The following is a 21,468-nucleotide window of genomic DNA, read 5'->3' on the forward strand; positions in this document are numbered from 1 at the left end:
TAACTATCAGTTACGTATAGACGAAGTCGGAGACTTCGCCTAGCACAGTACTCTCTTTGCAAAGTCTTTCCTGTGCCGGCAGATTGCTTCGTCGCAACAGATTACGGGATAATCATTGATTGAGGTGGCTCCTCGCAATGACGATCTGTAAATCGTAAATCTTCAAATCGTAAATCGTAAATTGCCTTAATACGCCCTCACGTTCTTCCCCTCAATGAAATTCCTGAAAGAACGGTTGACGACGCGGTTACCGCCGGGAGTGGGGTAGTCGCCCGTGAAATACCAATCGCCCAAATGATTTGGAATGGCTTTATGCAGGTTTTCAATCGATTGGTACACGATCCTTACCTCGGCCTTAACATCCGGAGTTTTCAGCATATCTGCGATTTTACCTGATATTTGTTCGGGAGTGAAAGGTCTGTAAATTTCACGCACGTGATTGATCGTCTCCTCACGTGGAACCGATTCGCTGTCCTTTGCCTTCCTGTATACTTCATTGATAATATGTTGCCTCCCGGTTTCCTTCAGAAGGGCCATGGCAGCACGGAAGGCAATAAAATCGCCCAGCTTGGCCATATCGATACCGTAGCAGTCGGGATACCTAATCTGCGGCGAAGATGAAACAATGATGATCCGTTTCGGCTTAAGCCTGTCGAGTATTTTAATGATGGAGTATTTCAGCGTGGTTCCGCGAACGATGGAATCGTCGATCACCACCAGGTTATCCTTATTTTCCCTTACCGTTCCGTATGTAATGTCATACACGTGGCCTACCAGGTCGTCACGGTGTGAATCCTGGGTTATAAAAGTACGGAGTTTGATATCTTTTAAGGCAACTTTTTCAACGCGGGGCCTGAGGAAAATGATACTGTCAAGATCTTCCATTGTATAATTGTTGCCCAGCTTCAGGATCTTTTCCTTTTTTTCATTCTTCATGTACGTTTCAACACCGTGCACCATACCATAGAAAGCCGATTCCGCCGTATTCGGGATAAAGGAGAATACCGTATTATCCAGGTCGTGGTCAATGGCTTCGATAATCTGCGGGGTGAGCAATTCACCGAGCATTTTTCTTTCCTGGTATATTTCCTGGTCGCTTCCCCTCGAAAAATAGATCCTTTCGAATGAACAACTGCGTTTTTCAAAAGGTCCCCTTATTTTCTCAATGGATACCGCACCGTTTTTCTTTATTATGATCCCCGAGCCCGGATCGAGTTCGTTTACATCGGAAAAATCCACATTCATAACCGTCTGGATGGCCGGTCTTTCGGAAGTGACGATAACGATTTCGTCATTCTTATAATAGTAAGCGGGCCTGATTCCCCACGGGTCCCTGATAACAAACGCATCACCGTGACCGAGCAAACCGGCAATGGCATAACCGCCGTCCCATTTTTTGCTGGCTTCGCGAAGCATATTGGGCACGTTGAGATTATTGGCGATTAGCTCTGTAATATCCTCGTTTTCGATTCCCTGCTTTTTGTAATTATCAAAGTCGTGCTGTATTTCCCTGTCGAGGAAGTGCCCGACATTTTCAAGCATTGTTACTGTATCGGAAAAATCGCGCGGATGCTGACCCAGTTCAACCAGGATGCGGAAAAGCTCATCCACATTGGTGAGGTTAAAATTGCCGGCCAGCAGGAGGTTTCTTGTTTTCCAGTTGTTGACACGCAGAACAGGGTGTACTTTTTCAATATCATTTCCGCCGTATGTGCCGTATCTGAGGTGACCCAGCAGCACTTCAGCTGCAAAGGGCAGGTTTTCCTTAGCCCAGAAAGGATCGCTTTCAAGTTCCTTATCAGCCTTTTCCGACTGCCGTTGTATGGCTTTGAAGATGGCGTTAATGGCGGCAGCTTTAACGGAGCGTTCCACGTGGATGAAAGGTTTGCCGGGTTTCAGATCGAGTTTGACCGAAGCAACGCCTGCACCATCCTGTCCCCTGTTATGCTGTTTTTCCATCAGCAGGTAGAGCTTATTCAGGCCGTACTTCCAGGTTCCGTATTTAAGCTGGTAGTACTCAAGCGGCTTTAATAATCTCACCAGTGCTATCCCACATTCATGATTAACAGCATCCGTCATAAAAAAATCTTTTGTAAAAATTTAAACTACCTGGGGAAATTCACCGTAATGTTGTCCCGGATAAAAGCATTGGGATAATCAAATCGTATTCTCTCGAGGAACTTCAATGCTTCACTTTTGGTTCTGAAATCTCCCACATACACTTTCCAAAATGGTGATTCAAAAACCTTATCGCTGCTCACATCCTCATAGCGGCTGATAAAACGGGCCCTCTCCTGGTCCGCCGCTGAACGGGCCTGCTGACCGGAGTTATAATAAATGCACACACGGTAACCTTTGATACCTTTCAGATTTCGCATGAGCGAAAGGTGAAGGTTGACCATATTGGTGATGTCGGCGTTCTGTTTGATTTTCACAGTGCCGCTTCCGGGCTGGGCGGACTGAATGTATGCAAATATGTCGTAGGGAATCTGTGCCTGAATTCTGCCTGAAAATCCTGTTGCCATGAGCAGGACAAGTAAATATGTTGCTTTTTTCAACATAATTTCTGAATCAGGGGCAAAGGTAGTAAAAAAATGGATATTGGTGCGGGAAGATCGTCATTACCTGCTTATAGCCGGCACATCAATCAGCCTTTTTTCTGAAACGGGGACTTTTTTAGTTTTAAACCAGGAGCGGGCTTTTACGAAGCCCTGCATTTCTATATTGACCTGTTTTTTGCGGGCAAGACCATATAGTGTGGATGCACCCGACATCAGGTTCGCTATCTCAAGTGAAAAGTCGGTTGCATACGATGAATCGGATTTTGCTTTTATTTTCAGCGGGGTTGTCGTTGTGAGTGTTCCGATAAAATTGCCGTCTACAATTGTTTTGAGGTTCACTTCGGTTACCCTGAAAGAAACTGAAGAAGGATTGTGCACTCCCACAGAGGCCGTGAAAGTGATTGTATTGTTTTCGATCCCCCTGAAGTTCACGTTGTCGACGCCGGTGAGCGTGATATCATCCACCCCTTTGCACGACAAAAGCAATAAGGGTATAAGTATTAAGGTTATAAGCAATAAGGGATTAAGGGCTTTCATTCTTTTATTTTGGGTAAAAGTAGTGAAAAAAGGAATAGCCCCGGCCTGAAGGCCGGGGCTACTGATTAAAGCGATTTAGCAATAAGATCGCCAACCTCTGAAGTTCCCATTCCCATTTTGCCGGCGGCGAGGCTTTTAATTTTGCCTGATGCAAGGGTGTTGCTCACAGCCTGGTCAATTGCTTTGGCTGCTTCTGCTTCACCAAGGGTTTCGATCATCATGCCCCCTGCACAAATTGCAGCCAGCGGGTTGATGATGTTCATACCCTTATATTTCGGGGCCGATCCGCCCATGGGCTCGAACATGGAGACCCCCTCAGGATTGATGTTACCTCCGGCTGCTATGCCAAGGCCGCCCTGGATAATAGCACCGAGGTCGGTAATGATATCTCCGAAAAGATTTTCGGTTACGATCACATCATAAAATTCGGGCGATTTAACAAACCACATGTTGCAGGCATCCACGTGATTGTAATCCTGCTTGATATCGGGGTATTCGGTATCGCCGATTTCCTTATGGGACCTTACCCAGAGGTCACCGGCATAAGTAAGCACATTGCATTTATGCACAAGAGTGAGCTGTTTTCTCTTGTTGCGTTTACGGGTGTAGTCGTAAGCATACCGTACACACCTGTCGACTTGCGGCCTTGAATACACCATCACCTGGGTGGCAACCTCATTGGGAGTACCCACCTGAACGGCACCACCCACACCGGTGTAAATTCCACCTGAGTTTTCACGTACCACAACAAAATCAATGTCTTCGGGACCTTTATCCTTCAGCGGAGTTTCCACGCCGGGATAAAGCTTCACCGGTCGGAGGTTGATGTATTGATCAAGCGCAAAGCGGCTTTTCAACAGAATTCCCACTTCGAGAATGCCGGGCTTTACATCGGGATGGCCAATGGCTCCGAGGAAAATGGAATCGAACTTTTTGAATTCGCCAATGGCTGAGTCAGGCAGGGTTTCACCTGTACGAAGATAGCGGTCACCGCCAAAATCGAAATACTGGTAATTCAGTTTAAAGCCAAATTTTGCGGCTGCGGCGTCCATTACTTTAACGCCTTCCTTTACTACTTCGGGTCCTGTTCCGTCACCCGGAATTACTGCGATGTTGTAGGATTTCATTTTTGTGATTAGTGATTAGTGATTACTATGTCTGTTAGTCTGTTGGTCTGTCAGGAAAACTTCTTAAATCTTAAATCGGTGTTCGGTGTTCGGTGTTTTTGACGCCCTACCTGTGCGGGCAGATTGCTTCGTCGCTTTACTTTCTGCCATAATCATTGTTATACCCGGCTTCTCGCAATGACGAACTCTTTTATATACTGCTGTTATTCTCAATAATATTAAGCATTTTCAGTGTGGCTTTGATGGCGGCGACGGTTTGGTCGGAATCGAGGGCGCGGGTTTTGAATTCGTGCTCCATTTTCCATGTGATAACTGTCTGCACCAGTGCATCCGTTTTTCCGCCGGGAGGAATTGAAACGAAATAGTCGATAAGGGCAGGAAGTGATTTCTCAAGCCTGCTGTATATCTTGCGCAGCGCCTTCATAAAGGCATCGTACTGTCCGTCGCCGTTAGCAGTTTCCTCAAAAACATCCTCGCCTATCTTAATTTTCAGACTGGCAACGGGCTTTAATTCGTTAGCTGTAGACAGGGAATAATTGAGGATCTTTATTTTTTCGTCAACCGTTTTATTCCGCAATACATCGGAAATGATATAAGGCAGATCTTCCTGTGTAACCGATTCTTTTTTATCTCCCAGTTCAATAATCCGTTCCGTTACCTTCCGCATCGCTGCAAAATCGAGTTCAATGCCCATTTCTTCGAGATTCTTACGGATGTTTGCTTTTCCTGAAGTTTTGCCCAGTGCGTAAATCCTCTTCCTGCCAAAGCGTTCCGGCAACAGGTCGTTAAAGTACAGCTGGTTCTTCTGGTCGCCGTCGGCATGTATACCGCTTGTTTGCGTAAATACATTGTCGCCTATCACCGGTTTGTTGGGTGACACCCGGATGCCTGAAAATGATTCAACCAGTTTACTGACCATCGTTATTCTCGACTCACGGATCGACATATCATACCTGAAATGATCTTTCACAATGGCTACTATACTTGACAGGGGAACGTTACCCGCTCTTTCGCCAAGTCCGTTTACGGTAGTGTGAAGACAGTCGATTCCGGCCCGGAGGGCTGAAAATGCATTGGCAGCTGCCAGGTCATAGTCGTTGTGTGCATGGAAATCGAATTGCAACATAGGATACCGGTCGATTATCATTTTACAGAAATCGTAAGCCTCAACCGGGTTAAGGATACCAAGTGTATCGGGAAGCATGATGCGGTCGACCTGGCACATTTTAAATGAATCGATCATATAAAACACGTAGTCGGGCGAATGCCGCATACCATTCGACCAGTCCTCGAGATAAATATTTACCCTGAGTCCCTGCTCACGGGCCCGCTGCACTGTCTGCCTAATGTCTTCGGCATGCTGTTCGGGCGTTTTCTTCAGCTGTTCGGTTACATGTTTCAAAGAACCTTTTGTAAGCAGGTTCAGCACTTTTCCGCCTGCATTTTTAATCCAGTTAATGGAAACGTCGCCATCGACAAAACCCAGCACTTCAACCTGGTTAATGTGGTTGTGCTTAGCTGCCCATTCGGTAATCTTCTTCACAGCGGCAAATTCGCCTTCCGATACCCTGGCTGACGCAACCTCAATGCGGTCAACCCTGAGATCATCGAGCAAAAGCTTGGCCATGCTGAGTTTTTCCTCGTCGGTGAATGACACTCCCGAGGTTTGTTCTCCGTCGCGGAGAGTGGTGTCCATTATGGTGATCTTCATGGTTGAATGTATTCAGTGTTCGGTAATCGGTAATCCGTGTTCGTTGTTTGTTTCAGGGACGTTAGGGACTCTAGAGACGATAGGGATTTCAGGTAAGACGAAATCAGAGACTTCGCCTGGATTAGATTTCAGGTAAGACGAAGTCAGAGACTTCGCCTAGCTTATTATCCTACTAATAGCCTAATAGCCTAATAGCCTTTCTTCTCAAACTCCACAATCTTATCCTTCATGCTCAGCAAATAGTCGATATCGTCGTAGCCATTGATGAGGCAAGTTTTTTTGTAATGATTGATATCGAAATGTTCCTTTTCGCCTGTTGCCAGGATAGTGACAGTCTGGTTCGGCAAATCGATTTCAAGAACAGCGTTTGCATCTTTTTCAATAGCGGCAAACACCGACTTTAAAAAGCCTTCGCTAACCTGCACCGGAAGTATACCATTGTTCAGGGCGTTGTTCTTGAAAATATCGGCAAAAAAACTTGAGATCACCGACCGGAACCCGTAACCGCCTATAGCCCAGGCGGCGTGTTCGCGACTTGAGCCGCTGCCAAAATTCCTTCCGGCTACAAGGATCTGGCCGGAGTACGTAGGATTATTCAGCACAAAATCAGCTTTCGGCTGGTTATTCTTATCGTATCTCCAGTCACGGAACAGGTTATCGCCAAACCCATCACGGGTGGTGGCTTTCAGGAACCTTGCCGGTATGATCTGGTCGGTATCGACATTTTCAATAGGCAGAGGAACGCAGGTTGATATGAGTGTTTTGAATTTTTCGGTTGCCATGTGTAGCAATATGATTATAAATTATACATCTGGTTAAAGGAAATCCCTGGGGTCCGTGATCTTGCCGGTAATGGCTGCGGCTGCAGCGGTGAGTGGACTTGCAAGGAATGTACGTGCGCCGGGTCCCTGCCTGCCTTCAAAATTCCGGTTTGATGTGGACACGGCATATTTACCTTCAGGTATTTTGTCGTCGTTCATAGCCAGGCATGCTGAACATCCGGGCTGGCGAAGTTCAAAGCCGGCTTCGGTAAGTATCCTGTCAATTCCTTCTGAAATTGCCTGTTTTTCTACCTGTTTTGATCCCGGAACGATCCATGCGGTTATGTTATCCGCTTTTTTCTTTCCTTTCACAAACGAGGCAAACTGGCGGAGGTCTTCGATCCTTCCGTTTGTGCAGCTTCCGACGAAAACATAATCAACCGGTTTGCCCATCATCGGCGTAGCCTGGTTGAGGTTCATGTACTGCATGGCCTTTTCAAAGGTGAGTTTGTTCGATTCGGGAAGCTCCCTGCTGTCGGGTATCCGGCCTGTAACTCCAACTCCCATACCCGGATTGGTTCCGTATGTGATCATCGGTTCAATATCTGCGGCATCATAATGCAGCTCAAGATCAAAAACAGCTTCCGGATCGGAAACCAGCGTTTTCCAGTAGGTGAGTTTCTTATCCCATTCGCCGTCTTTTGGTGCAAACTCACGATCCTTAAGGTATGCGAAAGTTGTCTCATCAGGAGCAATCAGACCACCCCTGGCGCCCATTTCAATGCTCATGTTGCAGACTGTCATGCGGCCTTCCATGGAAAGCGAACGGAAAGCAGAGCCGGCATATTCGATAAAGTATCCTGTGCCACCGCTGGCGGAAATCTTTGAAATGATATAAAGGATAAGATCTTTGGCTGTAACACCTTTGCCGAGTTTCCCGTCAACCGTGATCCGCATTTTCTTAGGCTTGGGCTGCATGATACACTGAGTGGCGAGCACCATTTCCACCTCGCTTGTTCCGATTCCGAAGGCAACACAACCGAAAGCTCCATGTGTAGATGTGTGGCTGTCGCCGCATACAATCGTCATACCCGGCTGGGTAAAGCCCATCTCAGGGCCGATCACATGCACAATGCCCTGTTGAGGGTGGTTAAGACCATAATGCCTGATGCCGTGTTTCTTTGTGTTTTCAGTGAGCTTATCCACCTGGGTGCGTGAAAGCAGGTCGTGGATGGTCATATGCTGGTTCACTGTGGGAACATTGTGATCGGGCGTAGCCAGCGTCTGGTCGGGCCTGAAAACTTTCAGACCTCGTTTATCCAGTCCCGCAAAAGCCTGAGGACTCGTCACTTCATGAATCAGGTGCCTGTCGATGTACAGCACACTGGGACCGTCTTTTAACTCAGAAACCACATGCGCGTCCCAAACCTTGTCGAATAATGTCTTAGCCAATTCTGTACGATTTAATGTTAAACAATTTTATTGATTGCACTGATCAAAGCCTCTACCGAAGCAGTGAGAATGTCGGTATGACCTGCGAAACCATAATACAGGTTACCGCGGTTTTCAATCTGGATATGAACCTTTCCGACATCATCGCTTCCGCGTGTGATGGCCTGTATGAGGAATTCCTCGAGCTTGATGTTGTGTCTTACGATACTGCGGACTGCCTTAAAGGCAGCGTCAACGGGACCGTTTCCTGATTCAGTTGCTGTAAAGCTTTCCCCGCTGATGCTCAACGTAACGGCTGCCATGGGGATTGCCGATTTACCGCCTATGATTTGTAAGTGCTCGAGCTTAATCCGGCTGCCGTTTGCACTTTCATTGCCCACAAGGAGTTCAAGATCTTCGTCCTTTACCTCCTTTTTGCGGTCGGCTACTTCAAGGAATTTAGTATATACCTGTTCCAGTTCTTCTCCTTCGAGCTGGTACCCGAGGTTTTGCAGTCTGTGTTTCAGGGCGGCCCTTCCGCTCCGCGCCGTAAGGGCAATGATGGATTCATTGATACCCACAGTTACCGGGTCGATGATCTCGTAGTTTTCACGGTTTTTCAGCACGCCGTCCTGGTGAATACCCGAAGAATGGGCAAATGCATTCCGGCCTACGATTGCTTTATTGGGCTGAACCGGCATGTTCATCAGGGATGATACCATGCGGCTGGTTTTATAAATATTTTCGGTTATAATACCTGTGTCAATTCCTATGTTTTTACGGCTTTTGAGGATCATCACCACTTCTTCGAGTGAAGTGTTTCCGGCCCTTTCGCCAATACCGTTAACTGTAACCTCAACCTGTCGGGCGCCGTTCAGCACCGCACTGATGGAGTTGGCAGTGGCCATGCCCAGGTCGTTGTGGCAATGGGTAGAAATGACTGCCTTGTGGATTCCTTTTACATTTTCAACAAGGTAACGGATTTTAGCACCGTATTCTTCAGGAAGGCAATAACCGGTGGTGTCAGGAATATTCACAACGGTGGCGCCAGCCTTGATAACCGCTTCGATAACCCGGGCCAGGTATTCATTGTCGCTCCGGCCGGCGTCTTCGGCGTAGAATTCAACGTCTTCCACGTAATTCTTCGCATACTTAACGGCGGCGACGGCTCTTTCAATGATTTCTTCCGGGGTGGCGTTGAATTTGTATTTGATATGGTAGGGTGATGTTCCGATACCTGTATGGATGCGTTTTCTTTTTGCGTATTTAAGGGCTTCGGAGGCCACATCGATGTCTTTCTCGACGGCTCTTGTGAGAGCGCAGATAACAGGGTATTTAACCACTTTGGATATTTCTTCGACAGAATGGAAATCACCGGGACTGGATATCGGGAAACCGGCTTCTAGTACGTCAACACCTAGAGCCTCGAGGGCCCGGGCCACTTCAATTTTTTCTACTGTGTTTAACTGGCATCCGGGAACCTGTTCCCCGTCTCTCAGTGTGGTGTCGAAAATAAATAATCTGTCGCTCATAATGATATGGTTTTATTAATAATCAAAAGAGCCATCCTCGTTCTGAGAATGGCTCTTTTATATTTTGTCACAGACATACCATTCTCACTCCGGTGTCTTAAGAAGGAGACCAAGAATAATAATGTTAAAAATGATAGCCTGATTTTTCATTGAATCAATTTTTCAGAATGCAAATATAATGACAAAAATCATATTTGCAAAAAAAGGGGGAAAAAAGATTAAGTGCTCGTCATTGCGAGGAGCGAGAATTAATATTGATTATAGAACCACTTAAATGCGACGAAGCAATCTGCCAGCACAGGCAATGCTTTGCAAAGAGATATTTACAAATCGGTTTCGGCAATTGTGTTGGTACTCTTTGCAAGGCTCTTCCTGTTCGGTCAGATTGCTTCGTCGCCAGTAAATTTGTCTATTTGATTTAATTTAATTCAAGCTCCTCGCAATGACGGCTTGGTTTTGTCTATTCCATGGCATTCATCAGTTCCTCGGTCATCTCGAGGTTATGGTAAACGTTCTGAACATCGTCAACGTCCTCAAATTCTTCGATTATTTTAAGCACTTTCTGGGCGGAGTCGACATCAAGTTTCTTTGTATCGTTGGGAATGCGCTGCAGGGTTGCATTTTCTATTTTAACACCCATTTCTTCCAGTTTCTTATGAACCTTGCCAAAATCCTCAACAGCACAAGTGATTTCAAAAACATCGTCGTTCAGATCAATATCTTCGACGCCGGCATCAATGACTTCGAGTTCAAATTCTTCGGGATTGATATTTCCTTTTGGCACAGTAAAAACTCCTTTACGGTCGAAAATGAAAGCGAGTGATCCATTGGTTCCAAGGTTGCCGCCGCGTTTGTTGAAGATCGCCCTGATGTTGCCCACCGTACGCTGGTTATTGTCTGTGAGACATTCAATAAACACCGCCACACCATGGGGTGCATAACCCTCAAAGCTCACTTCCTGGAGATTGGCTCCTTCATTGCTGGCTTTATTAATGGCCCTGTCCACATTATCCTTTGGCATATTGGCTCCTTTGGCATTCTGCACGGCCAGGCGAAGCCTCGGATTATTTTCAACTGCAGCACCGCCTTCTTTAACGGCTATCTGGATTTCCTTTACTATGCGTGAAAAAATCTTTCCTCTTTTTGCATCAAGAGCTCCTTTTTTCCGCTTAATGGTTGACCATTTACTATGACCCGACATATGGATTTTTTTTGTTTTTAAGAAAAGTATGCAAAAATAATAATTTACTGTCAACCGGGAAAACGGAAAAGGGTTAAATTATATCATAAGTGTCTTATTAAGTATGAAGTACTTGTTTTGAATCAAACAAAACTGTAACTTTTAGCACAGCCGTTTGTTCTCATTCAAGTAACCTCAAACGTATGAAATTTATTAAATGTTTGCGGATCTGGTTGTTGTTACCGGTATCGGCAGCAGCTGTCTTCCTGGCAGGATTTGCCTTGGAAGACCTGCGTTTTAAAAGAATCAACGATGCGTTAAACAAATATAACTACCTGTTCCCGCAGCAAAAAGTATATCTTCATATCGATAAAAAGGTTTACAGGGGAGGAGACGATCTGTGGATTAAGGCCTATTTACTGAACGGTACGGATCATTTGCCCGATACCTTCAGCACCAATCTGTATGTTGAAGTTATGAGTCCGGGCCAGACCCGGGTTGAAATCAAGCGACTGCAAATTCTTAACGGTTTCGGGGTCGGTGATTTTCATTTATCCGATACGCTACCTGAAGGACTATACCAAATCAGGGCGTTTACTGCATGGATGAAAAATTTTGATCCTGATTTTTTCTTTAAAAGGAATTTCCAGGTAATGAATCCGGATTATTCAAGGCTTATCTCTCCGAAACAGGCCCGTGAAAACAAGAAAGCACTTAAGAAAATGTTCGGTACCGATTATACCGATGTGGATCTCCAGTTTATGCCAGAAGGAGGTTACCTTGTAAACGGTCTTGAAAGCGTTGTGGGTTTTAAGGCCATAAATAAACCGGGAAAAGGAGTGGATATTGAAGGTGAAATCCGTGACAGCAAAGGAAAAAGAGTCACCGGTTTTAAAACGTTATATAAAGGAATCGGCACATTCCGGTTTACCCCTGTAAAAGGCCTGAAATACTTTGCCGTAGCCAAAACCGGTGAAAAGGAGATTAAGGTTCCCCTTCCACAGCCCCTCGAATTTGGCCTCGTGATGCATACTGAAAACACGCCCGACCATGTAGCTATACATTTTGTTTCAAACAGACATTCAAATGATCCGGCAGCCAATGATCTCATTGTCGTAGGTCAAATAGGAGGAAGAATCTATTTCAGTAAAACGATCAGTCTTAACCAGGGTAAGGCTTTTCTTGAAATACCCAGAAATATTTTTCCAAGCGGGATCATGCAATTAACGGCCTTTTCAGGACGGGGCACGCCACTGGCAGAAAGGCTTGTTTTTATTAACATGCTGGGTGCTATGAAAATCAGTTATACCGTGGCAGATTCGGCATCGGATAACGGGAATAAAGTTCTTGTTAAATTCCTTGTAACCGACAGAACCAACCGGCCTTTACTGGCAAATCTGTCCATGGCTGTTTTGAAGGATAACGATGATGAGACTGAATCAAACCGTGACAATATCCTCAGTAACCTGCTTCTTGTATCGGATCTGAAAGGATATATCGAGGATCCGCTGGATTACTTTATGAACCCGGGCGAAAACAATGATTCAAAACTGGATAACCTGATGCTGACACAGGGATGGCGCAGGTTTGAATGGAAAGATGTACTTGCCGGCGAATATCCTGAAATAAAATACAAAGAGGAAAAAGGAATCACTATTTCAGGAAGGATCACCCGTGATTTCTTCAATCTTCCGATAGAAAACTGCAAGGTGCAGTTGTCAATTATGGATCAGTATAACGATGTGTTTACAAAGTATTCGGGTGACAATGGAGTTTTTGAATTCGACAGCATGGTCTATTTCGATACAATCAGTGTGAAAATTGAAGCATGGCGGCGTTCAGGAAGAAGGAACCTTGTGATTCAGCTTCCGGATTACGAGGAGGATAAGGTTGTGGGTCACGTGGGCGATTACACCCTTACAACCTATTCCGACAGGGATAAGAAAGAACACAGGAAGAAAATGTACGCTGAAAATCTGAAATTATATAAAAAGGAAAAGGCCGCAGAGGAGGAAGAGAGAAAGAACAGCCTGCAGGGATTATACGGGGAACCTGATTTTGTATTGTATAACAAGGATTTCCATATGGTAAACGGAAACATTCTGGATGTAATGAAAGGCCGGGTTCCCGGCGTTATGATAACAGGTAACAATGTGGTGATCCGGGGGCTTAACACCCTCTTTGGAAGCAGTCAGCCGTTATACCTCGTTGACGGTGCGCCGGTGATGGATGTAAGCTCAGTGACTTCCATTCCATTGCAGGATATTGAAAGGGTTGAGGTGCTGAAAGGCCCGAAGACATCATTTTACGGTTCACGGGGTGCAAACGGAGTCATAGCCGTATATACAAAAAGGGGTGAGTTTCTGATTCGGGGTAAGATTGAATTTGATATGCTTGGTTACAACACTCCCCGCGTATTTTATCAACCAAAATATAAGCCTGATAAAGAACCTCCGTATAACTATACAATAGCCTGGATACCGGTTATAATAACCGATTCAACCGGAAGAGGAAAAGCTGAATTTGACAAACCGGTTATCAACGGCAAATATCACTTCGACGTCCAGGGCGTTTCCTATTCCGGCCATGCCGGCTTTTCGGAATCATTGATTGAGGCGGAGTAAAAGAGGGTATTAGTCTGTTAGTCTATTAGTGTGTTAGTCTGTTAGGAAAAACTGATTCAATTCGAAATCAATTATTTATTGAATATCGTTGTAACAATTCATTGACTTATAATGTATAATCAACCGGTTTTGAATTGCACCATCTAAACCGCAGTTGTATTATGAGAAAGGCATTGGTTATACTTGTTTTGTCTGGCCTGTTTTTTTACGGCCATGGACAAACCCTGCCCAAAAACGACCCTTTGAAGCTCGACGCCGATTACTATCTTATGGATAAAGATTTTAAGAAGGCAATGAACAATTATCTGACTGTTTTAAAGACCGAACCGGATAACGCGGATATCAAATATAAGATAGGAATCTGTTACCTGAATTCCGAGAATGAAAAAGCAAAGGCAATTCCCTATTTGCAGGAAGCGTCGTTAAAAGTATCCGAAAAATACAACTCGAGTTCTTTCAAAGAAACGAATGCTCCCGTAGATGCATTTTTTCTGCTTGGCAGTGCTTACCGCATCAATAACCAGCTTGATGAGGCTATGAATGCTTACAGCAGCTACAAGAATTACCTTGATCCGAAAGATGATTACAACCTGAGTGTGGTTGATCAGTATCTTAAGAACTGTGAATATGCAAAAAGCATGAAAGAACACCCGGTTCAACTTACAACAGTTAACCTGGGGAGTCCTGTTAACACTGTTTCTGCCAATTACAATGCCATTATCTCGGGTGACGGGAAGACTCTTTTTTATACATCCCCTTCGAGACAGGGGTATGATATTTTCATGTGCACCCGGGTTGATTCTGCCTGGAGTTCTCCAAAACTGATGACATCAGCGCTCGGATCCAGCAAATATATGCTGACAACCGATTTGTCACGCGACGGTCAAACTCTGTTGCTGACTCTTGAAGATCCTTTAAATTCCGAAATTTATATAAGTCATCTTGCCAAAGGAAGATGGTCAAAGGCCGAGCCCCTGCCCAAGGAGATTAACAGCAAATACAATGAAACACATGCCAGCCTGTCGACTGACGGCAAAACGATCTTTTTTACAAGTGACCGCAAAGGCGGCCTGGGTGACCTGGATATTTATAAATCGGTGCTTGATGTGAAGGGTTCATGGGGAAAGGCAGAGAACCTCGGACCTGTAATCAATACCCGATATAATGAAGAAACACCTTTTATGGCCGAACAGGGCGACAAACTTTTTTTCAGCTCCGAAGGGCATGAGGGGATGGGGGGTTATGATATTTTTTATTATGATTTCAGTAATCCTGCTGCAGGAGTGGTCAACCTGGGATTTCCGCTCAATTCAACAGATAATGACCTGTTTTACATGCCTGTCGGTGATGGCATGACCGGTTATTATTCTCTTGCTGCCAGTGATGCCATAGGAGGCAGGGATATTTACAGGGTAACCGTGGAAGAAAGAGTGGGAGACGAGGAGAATGGGAGAGTGGGAGAAATGCTTGCGGAGGCAATACCTGACAGCGTCGTTCCGGAAGAGGCAAAACCTGACAGCGTCGCAGACCTGACAGCGTTTGCTACTGAAGAAAGAGTGGGAGACGGGGAGACGGGGAGAGTGGGAGAAGAATCTGAACAGGCAAAACCTGACAGCGTCGCAGACCTGACAGCGTTTACTCCGGAAGAAAGAGTGGGAGACGGGGAGACGGGGAGTGTGGGAGAAGCTTCTTCCATGGCATTTTCCTATAAAGTCCAGATCATGGCCCTTAAAAAACCTGTTGATTTTAAGAAATTCGATAATCTTTCCGGAGTTGTGGTTTCCTATCAGAATGATACCTGGTATCGTTACACGCTTGGCAATTTTAGTAACCGCAGCGAAGCTGAAGTTTTGCTGGGTGAGTTGGTCGCCAAAGGTTACCATGATGCTTTTATAAAAACAGAGGCTATTTTCCCGAAGTTCACGATACAAATTATGGCTGTTCCGGGACCTCTCGTTGATATGTCGGCTTTTTCACAGCTTCCTGAGATATTTGCCACAAGGGGAACAGATCATTTCTGCCGCTATACAACCGGCGAATTCGGTACCAAAGAGGAAGCCCTCATTAGCCTCAACGACATAAAGGAAAAATTTGACGGGGCATTTGTGACGGTTGTGGGGTGGTAGTGAGAGCTTTTTGGGGCTATCCGCCCCAAGCCCTGAGTCACTTTTTTTCTGCAGCAAAAAAAAGTGACCAAAAAATGCCGCCGCTGCTGAAAAAATCGCTAAAAATTAATTCACTGCGCTAAAAGAAAAGAACTCTCCCGATCAAGAATTCTGTGAATTTCAGTGCCCTGAAATTCTACAGATTCTAGATCGGGATCAGACAGCTTTTCTTTTTTAACGCTTCGTGAATTAATTTTCTTAACGCGTTTTTTCAGAGGCGGACATAGCGGTACTCAGGCGTAATCACTATGTTAAATGAAGCGGATAGTCAATTTGACCATCTCACAGCTTTTTATTTAAACCACAGCCATAATCGAAGCACCGTGCGGTGGCCGGGACAAAACGTCGAGCCGGCGTGGCTGTGAATGTTGCAAGGCTGGAATTTCTTACAAGCGAGCTTGCGTCCGGTTGTTAGAAATTCCTGCCTTGCAGCAGAGCGGGCTGGGAGTCGTTTTGTCTGGTCTTTTCTTTGCTTCTTTCTTTGTGACAGGACAAAGAAAGAAGTGGGGTTCGGGGTGAAACCCCGATCACAACAACATAATCCCCATCCTCAAACTCAGCCTGTTATACCTGTAATTGCGTTTGTATTCGCCGGCCCAGTAATCGTTGAGCTCATAATGTAGTATGTTGTAACGGTATCCGATTCCGAAGAAAACGGCTGCACAATCATTCACCGGAACGTAAAAACCCACCCCTGTGCCGGCCATGAACCCTCCTTTTGCTTTCTTATAATCGAAATACAGGTCATCCGGCTTTTCAAGTGAAACGGCATAACCGGCATATCCATCGCAGAAGAAGTGAACCTTACCCCGCGACTGAAGTCGCACGCAACCCGCCAGGGGCAGCGTGTTTTCCTGCAGTTGTTCTATACCGGTCATAATCCCTGCAGAAAGATTGGATGTAATCATAACGTGATGTTCTGAAACAAAGCTTAAAGGTGCCCGGCGATGATCGGACTTTGTTCCCCTTAAAAACCCGAAGGTGGTTGTATTGACATAGCCCGTCTGGGCATTTGCCGGAACAATCATACTGAGAAACAGCAACATCAACCCGGTTTTTCTATTCATCCGATTTTATTTAAAGATGAAATAATCTTCTGCGAGGTTGCGTAAGCACGACGCAACCTTTTTATGAAGGGAATCATCTTAGGCATAACTAATCTATTCAATATGAAAACAAAATCCGCATACCTGCTCCTGGTGTTTGTGTCAGCTTTTATTCTTTCCTGCAAAGATAAAATAGAAGATGTTTACACTGTAAATGCACCGGTCTATCTTTCATACAATGATCTGAGAGCACCCCTTAAAGTTGCCGGCGGCCAGGAAATCATTCAGCCCGGGAAAATCTATTTTAAAGATAATTACATTTTTGTAAACGAATATCAAAAGGGTATCCATGTAATTGATAACAGCAATCCCGAATCGCCTGAGATCATTAAGTTTATTGAAATTCCCGGCAATGTGGATATGGCCGTTAAGGACAGTATTCTTTATGCCGACAGTTATGTGGATCTTGTAGCCATTGATATCAGTGACATTGATAATATCAGGGAAGTATCGCGGGTTGTTGATGCGTTTCCATATATGGTGCCCGCATGCGGAGATGCGCTTGTTGAAACCGTTGACCCTGCAAAGGGAGTGGTAACATCCTGGAAGGTAACCGAGAAAAAAGTCAACGTTGAGAATACCGGTCTTATTTACCGCCCTTATCCCGACTATGATTATATGAAATTTTACAATGCCGTCAGCGGCGGTGCCATTGATGTGGCATCAAATGGTAACGGTGCCGGTACAGGAGGCTCAATGGCCCGTTTCACTCTGTACGACGATTACCTGTATACCGTAGACAATTATATGCTGAGGCTTTTCAATATTTCGGATGCCGCTGCGCCTGCCGAAGCCAATGAAGTATATGTGGGATGGAATATTGAAACGATCTTCCCGTATGATAACAAGCTGTTCATGGGAAGCACTACCGGTATGTATGTCTATAGTCTCGCTGTTCCGTCGAACCCGGAATATGTATCCACATTCTGGCATGCAACCGGTTGTGACCCGGTTGTAGTGCAGGATAACCTTGCCTATGTAACACTCAGGGCAGGGAACTTATGCGGTAATAACCTGAGCCAGCTTGATGTTATTGATATTTCAAATATTGCAGAGCCAAAGCTGCTGAAGGAATACGAAATGGAAGAACCTTACGGGCTTGGTATCGACGGCAATATGCTGTTTGTTTGTGATGGCGATGCCGGACTGAAGGTTTACAATGCAAGCGACCCGATGATCATTAATGAGCGGATGATCGCACAATACCCGGATATTAATGCATGGGACGTAATTCCGCTCGGCGGTACATTGCTGATGATCGGAACCGACGGGCTATACCAGTATGATTATTCCGATCCGGAAAATATAACGGAGCTCAGTGTGATACCGATTGAGCATTTGATACACCAGTAAGGGCCGTCCGTCATTGCGAGGAGCGGGAAATTATTTATCATTTTGAACTGATGTTTCGCGACGAAGCAATCTACCCGCACAGGAAAGGCTTCATCAGGAGTGCTTTTAGCATGGTTCTGCCTGTGCTGGCAGATTGCTTCTTCGCAGGAGATTCGGGTATAATCCTTGATTGGGATGGCTCCTCGCAATGACGAGCTTTTATTCAAACCCCAGAAACGGATATTTCCGGGAAAATTCACGGATTTTGTTCTGTGTGTTTTCCCTGAATTTTTTGTGGGCTTGGGAATCCGGGTTAACAGGGCGGTGATTCAATGCTTTTATTACCGGTTCCAATTCCGCCATTATTTTGGTTGATTCATCAGAGACCCATGTTTCACAGAAGCGGTCCCACACATACCGGGTGCCGGTTTCAGAGGGATGCAGCATATCGGATGCATAGAAACGGTAATCGCGCAATTCATCCATGAATATCTCATATGCCGGAAAATACCAGGCGTTTTCAAATTCTTTCACCATTTGCTGTATGGCATAATGGAGAGTGGATTTACTCAGCTGGTTGTTTATAGCACCATCTGACCAGTGGCGCACAGGACTCAGCGTAAAAATTACTTTTAGACGGGGGTTAAATGTGCGAAGTTCAAAGAAAAGATTCCTGTAATCGGAAAAAATCTCTCCAGGCTTAACCAGCTTTTTTTTGAAAAATGATGAGGGTAATTTGTGACAATTGGCCACTATGCTTCCGGTTTCGTTAAACCGGTAAACCCAGGCGGTTCCGAAAGTGAGGATCAGAAATTCGGTTTCTTTCAGCCAGGATGAGCCTTCTGAAATGCCCTTGTTTATTGCTGCAAGGGACTCATCAGGATCGGAACCTGAAAACCCCGTATAATGAGAAAAGCTTATCCATTGATCATTATAAAAATAAAGATCGTTCCCTGTAAATTCTTTATTCCGGATAAGCAACCGGATGTCTTTTGAAATGGAAACAGGATTAAACAATGTTCCAAACGGATTCAGCAATACCGGAAACTTATAATCAGCCATTATTTTTCCGATATAATCTGAAAAACAGGAACCCGCCAGCAGGCATTTTGTGCGATGGTCTATTTTAATCCCCGATTCCCTGATGTCTACCCGGGTGTGGAATTTATCCATTGACTTGAATTTGGTTATTGATCCAGCCTAGCACATAACTGAAAATTTCCTTTTCTTCCGGTTCATTATGCAATTCGTGGTATCCCCCGGGCCACTCTTTGAAAAGCGTGTTTGGCCCGGCATTCCTCACAAAATTCTTAGTCTGCCTGAACGATGTGATATGATCGTCGCTTCCGTGCATCACCAGCATGGGTACATTGATCTTATAAATGCTTGTGGAAGCCAGGATACCGTTCTTTTCTATTTCGAAAAACAATTTTGGACGAATGAGGTTGTGCACAAGCGGATCCTTTCCGTAATCGTCAACCACTTGCTGGTCGTGCGACAGGTATTGTGCATCGAGGTTACTGCTGATCACCAGGTTCGGCAAAATAAGCCTGATCATATGGGCGCCAGCCATGGTTATCCATGAAGGCTTGAGTGCAAGGGTAAACCAAGGTGAAGTTACAACGGCTGCCTGTGGCATTATTTTTCGGGCGATGAGGTAGTTTGTAACAATATTGCCTCCAAGGCTGTGACCGTAAAGGACCTGGAAAGAATTTCCATAAAGCTCCTGCGCTTTACGCCTTAGGAGTCGTACATCCCTTATATAATCATTGAAGTTTTTCGCATAACCCCTTTTTCCTTCACTGCGGCCATGGCCTCTCAGATCAATTGCAATTACCCCGATGCCCTCCGATACAAACCGAAGGGCCCACCTTTCAAACCGGTTGCTGTGATCCTTGAACCCATGAACATAGTTAATAACCGCCTTTGCCGGCCCATCAGGCATCCAGCTCTGACCGTATAACATGATCCCGTCATGGCCTTTCCAGTGGTATTCCTTGTGGATCATGAAAAATTCAGGAATGAATTATGACTGGTTAATATAGCTTTTTATATGGCGTTCAATTTTTTCGTCGTACATATCGTCCACCGTAATCATGATGGCGGTTTCCTCAACGTCACCAAAGCCATAATTCATCGCGGTCCCGAAGACTTTCATTGTTGGCGACAGGTTCATATACGCGTTGATCAGCGGGGGTATAGTCTCTCCACGTGCACGGACGTTTTGTGAAAGGATTTTATAATCTTCACGGTATGAACTGCCACATAATATTGAATCAAGCAATTTCAGGTCGGTTTCAATGATGAGCGGTTCAAAAGGAACTACAAGATTTTCTTTGTCACCAAAGTATTTTTTCATGAAATACAAAATCAGATCGCGTGCTTCGCGATGAAATGTTGTATACATGGTAACTTTTCCAAAGAAATATTTTATATGCGGATTCTTCATCCAAACTGCACCCAGACCGTCCCACAGGTTGTCCATAGCATAAATGCCTTTGCCTTTCCTGTTGGTTGACTGGTAGGCTGGTTGTACAAACGAGCGGCCCAATTCAATCATATGGGGCATGTACTTTTCCTTGAATTCCTTTGAGAATTTGAACAACCGCGAAGTAGCCAGGTTGCAGTTGCCGTCATCATCAAGGGCTTCGGAGCAAATAAGATAGCGGTATCCGCCCAGGATTTCCTTTTCGGCGGGATCCCAGACGGCAATTTGTTTATAGGGTGAAGGCATAGTATCGAAAAGGTCGATATCCACTTCTTTCCCGGTACCTCCCCCGGCAACCCTGAAAGCCAATTCCCTGAGCCTGCCGATTTCAAGCATGACATTGGGCGAATCATGATGAGTGATCACATAGACCAGATTATGGCCATTGTTCGTCTTCCTCAACAATTTATCCTCAGTTAACTCTTTCTCAAGTAATTCGCGATCGACAGGATCGATAATTGGTCTCATTTTCAACAATTATTTAAATCAAACATTCAGCATGGCCGCGTAAGCCTTGGCATCCAAAAGCTCATTCACGTCAGCCGGATTATCCACCTCCATTTTTATGAGCCATCCCTCTCCGTACGGATCTTTATTGATCACATCAGGCACATCATTAATCTTTCCGTTTACCTCAAGCACTTTGCCGGAAACCGGGATAAAAAGATCGGAAACCGTCTTTACCGCTTCAATGGTTCCAAAGGTGCTGCCCTTTTGAAGATGGTCACCAACTGTTTCAATTTCCACGAATACAATGTCTCCCAATTCGCCCTGGGCGAAATCAGTAATTCCAACATAAGCATTAGTACCACTGATTCTTATCCATTCATGATCGTTTGTGTAACGTAAATCGGCCGGAATATTCATAATTATGTGTTTTGTTTAGTCAAAAATAATCATTATTCCTGACAGG

Annotated in this window: 18 protein-coding genes; 4 read left to right on the forward strand and 14 right to left on the reverse strand. The window is 45.1% G+C overall.

The genetic code is table 11. The features are described from left to right. Positions 1–186 precede the first annotated feature (186 nt). From VK179_12890 to VK179_12930, 9 genes are all read right to left on the reverse strand, one after another. Entirely contained in the window at positions 187–2,079 is a 1,893-nt protein-coding gene (locus VK179_12890; protein ID HLO59635.1) for a hypothetical protein, read from the reverse strand. Between the two features lie 26 nt (positions 2,080–2,105). Beyond that, complete coding sequence (locus tag VK179_12895; GenBank protein ID HLO59636.1) at positions 2,106–2,561, reverse strand: SPOR domain-containing protein; 456 nt, start codon at positions 2,559–2,561, stop codon at positions 2,106–2,108. Positions 2,562–2,621: 60 nt separating this feature from the next. After that, complete coding sequence (locus tag VK179_12900) at positions 2,622–3,098, reverse strand: LEA type 2 family protein (protein ID HLO59637.1); 477 nt, start codon at positions 3,096–3,098, stop codon at positions 2,622–2,624. A 65-nt stretch (positions 3,099–3,163) separates the two neighbouring features. Next, the gene (locus VK179_12905; GenBank protein ID HLO59638.1) at positions 3,164–4,225 is read right to left on the reverse strand and encodes a 3-isopropylmalate dehydrogenase; all 1,062 of its coding nucleotides are present in this window, start codon (positions 4,223–4,225) and stop codon (positions 3,164–3,166) included. Positions 4,226–4,415: 190 nt separating this feature from the next. Then, the gene (locus VK179_12910) at positions 4,416–5,936 is read right to left on the reverse strand and encodes an alpha-isopropylmalate synthase regulatory domain-containing protein (protein HLO59639.1); all 1,521 of its coding nucleotides are present in this window, start codon (positions 5,934–5,936) and stop codon (positions 4,416–4,418) included. 188 nt (positions 5,937–6,124) lie between these two features. Continuing rightward, complete coding sequence (gene leuD / locus VK179_12915; GenBank protein HLO59640.1) at positions 6,125–6,718, reverse strand: 3-isopropylmalate dehydratase small subunit; 594 nt, start codon at positions 6,716–6,718, stop codon at positions 6,125–6,127. A gap of 33 nt (positions 6,719–6,751) precedes the next feature. After that, entirely contained in the window at positions 6,752–8,149 is a 1,398-nt protein-coding gene (gene leuC / locus VK179_12920) for a 3-isopropylmalate dehydratase large subunit (protein HLO59641.1), read from the reverse strand. 17 nt (positions 8,150–8,166) lie between these two features. Next, on the reverse strand, positions 8,167–9,660 hold the full coding sequence (locus VK179_12925) for a 2-isopropylmalate synthase (protein ID HLO59642.1): 1,494 nt from the start codon (positions 9,658–9,660) through the stop codon (positions 8,167–8,169). A gap of 460 nt (positions 9,661–10,120) precedes the next feature. Continuing rightward, positions 10,121–10,861 (reverse strand): YebC/PmpR family DNA-binding transcriptional regulator, encoded by a 741-nt coding sequence (locus tag VK179_12930; protein ID HLO59643.1) that lies wholly within the window; start codon positions 10,859–10,861, stop codon positions 10,121–10,123. A gap of 182 nt (positions 10,862–11,043) precedes the next feature. On the opposite strand from VK179_12930, the gene VK179_12935 reads away from it, so the two are divergent. Together VK179_12935 and VK179_12940 are read left to right on the forward strand one after the other, a co-directional pair. Further along, the gene (locus tag VK179_12935; protein HLO59644.1) at positions 11,044–13,464 is read left to right on the forward strand and encodes a TonB-dependent receptor plug domain-containing protein; all 2,421 of its coding nucleotides are present in this window, start codon (positions 11,044–11,046) and stop codon (positions 13,462–13,464) included. 161 nt (positions 13,465–13,625) lie between these two features. After that, positions 13,626–15,590 (forward strand): SPOR domain-containing protein, encoded by a 1,965-nt coding sequence (locus VK179_12940; GenBank protein ID HLO59645.1) that lies wholly within the window; start codon positions 13,626–13,628, stop codon positions 15,588–15,590. Positions 15,591–16,156: 566 nt separating this feature from the next. Here VK179_12940 and VK179_12945 read toward each other — a convergent pair. Next, complete coding sequence (locus VK179_12945; protein ID HLO59646.1) at positions 16,157–16,696, reverse strand: hypothetical protein; 540 nt, start codon at positions 16,694–16,696, stop codon at positions 16,157–16,159. 102 nt (positions 16,697–16,798) lie between these two features. On the opposite strand from VK179_12945, the gene VK179_12950 reads away from it, so the two are divergent. Next, entirely contained in the window at positions 16,799–18,088 is a 1,290-nt protein-coding gene (locus VK179_12950) for a hypothetical protein (protein ID HLO59647.1), read from the forward strand. A 50-nt stretch (positions 18,089–18,138) separates the two neighbouring features. Continuing rightward, on the forward strand, positions 18,139–18,279 hold the full coding sequence (locus VK179_12955) for a hypothetical protein (GenBank protein ID HLO59648.1): 141 nt from the start codon (positions 18,139–18,141) through the stop codon (positions 18,277–18,279). Between the two features lie 7 nt (positions 18,280–18,286). Here the strand turns inward: VK179_12955 and VK179_12960 are convergent, their stop codons facing one another. The 4 genes from VK179_12960 to gcvH are packed head-to-tail and all read right to left on the reverse strand — an operon-like array spanning position 18,287 to position 21,422. After that, on the reverse strand, positions 18,287–19,240 hold the full coding sequence (locus tag VK179_12960) for a GSCFA domain-containing protein (GenBank protein HLO59649.1): 954 nt from the start codon (positions 19,238–19,240) through the stop codon (positions 18,287–18,289). Continuing rightward, entirely contained in the window at positions 19,233–20,075 is an 843-nt protein-coding gene (locus VK179_12965; protein ID HLO59650.1) for a lysophospholipase, read from the reverse strand. Before VK179_12965 ends, VK179_12960 begins: the two co-directional genes overlap by 8 nt. A gap of 18 nt (positions 20,076–20,093) precedes the next feature. Next, on the reverse strand, positions 20,094–21,023 hold the full coding sequence (locus VK179_12970; protein ID HLO59651.1) for a GNAT family N-acetyltransferase: 930 nt from the start codon (positions 21,021–21,023) through the stop codon (positions 20,094–20,096). Positions 21,024–21,041: 18 nt separating this feature from the next. Beyond that, positions 21,042–21,422: a glycine cleavage system protein GcvH gene (gene gcvH / locus VK179_12975; GenBank protein ID HLO59652.1), complete on the reverse strand. Its 381-nt coding sequence runs from the start codon at positions 21,420–21,422 to the stop codon at positions 21,042–21,044. Between the last annotated feature and the right edge of the window lie 46 nt (positions 21,423–21,468).

The organism is Bacteroidales bacterium, from assembly GCA_035299085.1.
In the GTDB taxonomy this organism is placed as follows: Bacteria; Bacteroidota; Bacteroidia; order Bacteroidales; family UBA10428; genus UBA5072.

Excerpts from the sequence above, each read along its gene's own strand:
- leuD (HLO59640.1), bottom strand. The coding sequence starts at position 6,718 with ATGGCAACCGAAAAATTCAAAACACTCATATCAACCTGCGTTCCTCTG.
- VK179_12965 (HLO59650.1), bottom strand. The coding sequence starts at position 20,075 with ATGATCCACAAGGAATACCACTGGAAAGGCCATGACGGGATCATGTTA.
- VK179_12925 (HLO59642.1), bottom strand. The coding sequence starts at position 9,660 with ATGAGCGACAGATTATTTATTTTCGACACCACACTGAGAGACGGGGAA.
- VK179_12960 (HLO59649.1), bottom strand. The coding sequence starts at position 19,240 with ATGGATAAATTCCACACCCGGGTAGACATCAGGGAATCGGGGATTAAA.
- VK179_12940 (HLO59645.1), top strand. The coding sequence starts at position 13,626 with ATGAGAAAGGCATTGGTTATACTTGTTTTGTCTGGCCTGTTTTTTTAC.
- VK179_12950 (HLO59647.1), top strand. The coding sequence starts at position 16,799 with ATGAAAACAAAATCCGCATACCTGCTCCTGGTGTTTGTGTCAGCTTTT.
- VK179_12910 (HLO59639.1), bottom strand. The coding sequence starts at position 5,936 with ATGAAGATCACCATAATGGACACCACTCTCCGCGACGGAGAACAAACC.
- VK179_12935 (HLO59644.1), top strand. The coding sequence starts at position 11,044 with ATGAAATTTATTAAATGTTTGCGGATCTGGTTGTTGTTACCGGTATCG.
- gcvH (HLO59652.1), bottom strand. The coding sequence starts at position 21,422 with ATGAATATTCCGGCCGATTTACGTTACACAAACGATCATGAATGGATA.
- VK179_12945 (HLO59646.1), bottom strand. The coding sequence starts at position 16,696 with ATGAATAGAAAAACCGGGTTGATGTTGCTGTTTCTCAGTATGATTGTT.
- VK179_12905 (HLO59638.1), bottom strand. The coding sequence starts at position 4,225 with ATGAAATCCTACAACATCGCAGTAATTCCGGGTGACGGAACAGGACCC.
- VK179_12955 (HLO59648.1), top strand. The coding sequence starts at position 18,139 with ATGTTTCGCGACGAAGCAATCTACCCGCACAGGAAAGGCTTCATCAGG.
- VK179_12895 (HLO59636.1), bottom strand. The coding sequence starts at position 2,561 with ATGTTGAAAAAAGCAACATATTTACTTGTCCTGCTCATGGCAACAGGA.
- VK179_12900 (HLO59637.1), bottom strand. The coding sequence starts at position 3,098 with ATGAAAGCCCTTAATCCCTTATTGCTTATAACCTTAATACTTATACCC.
- VK179_12890 (HLO59635.1), bottom strand. The coding sequence starts at position 2,079 with ATGACGGATGCTGTTAATCATGAATGTGGGATAGCACTGGTGAGATTA.
- VK179_12970 (HLO59651.1), bottom strand. The coding sequence starts at position 21,023 with ATGAGACCAATTATCGATCCTGTCGATCGCGAATTACTTGAGAAAGAG.
- VK179_12930 (HLO59643.1), bottom strand. The coding sequence starts at position 10,861 with ATGTCGGGTCATAGTAAATGGTCAACCATTAAGCGGAAAAAAGGAGCT.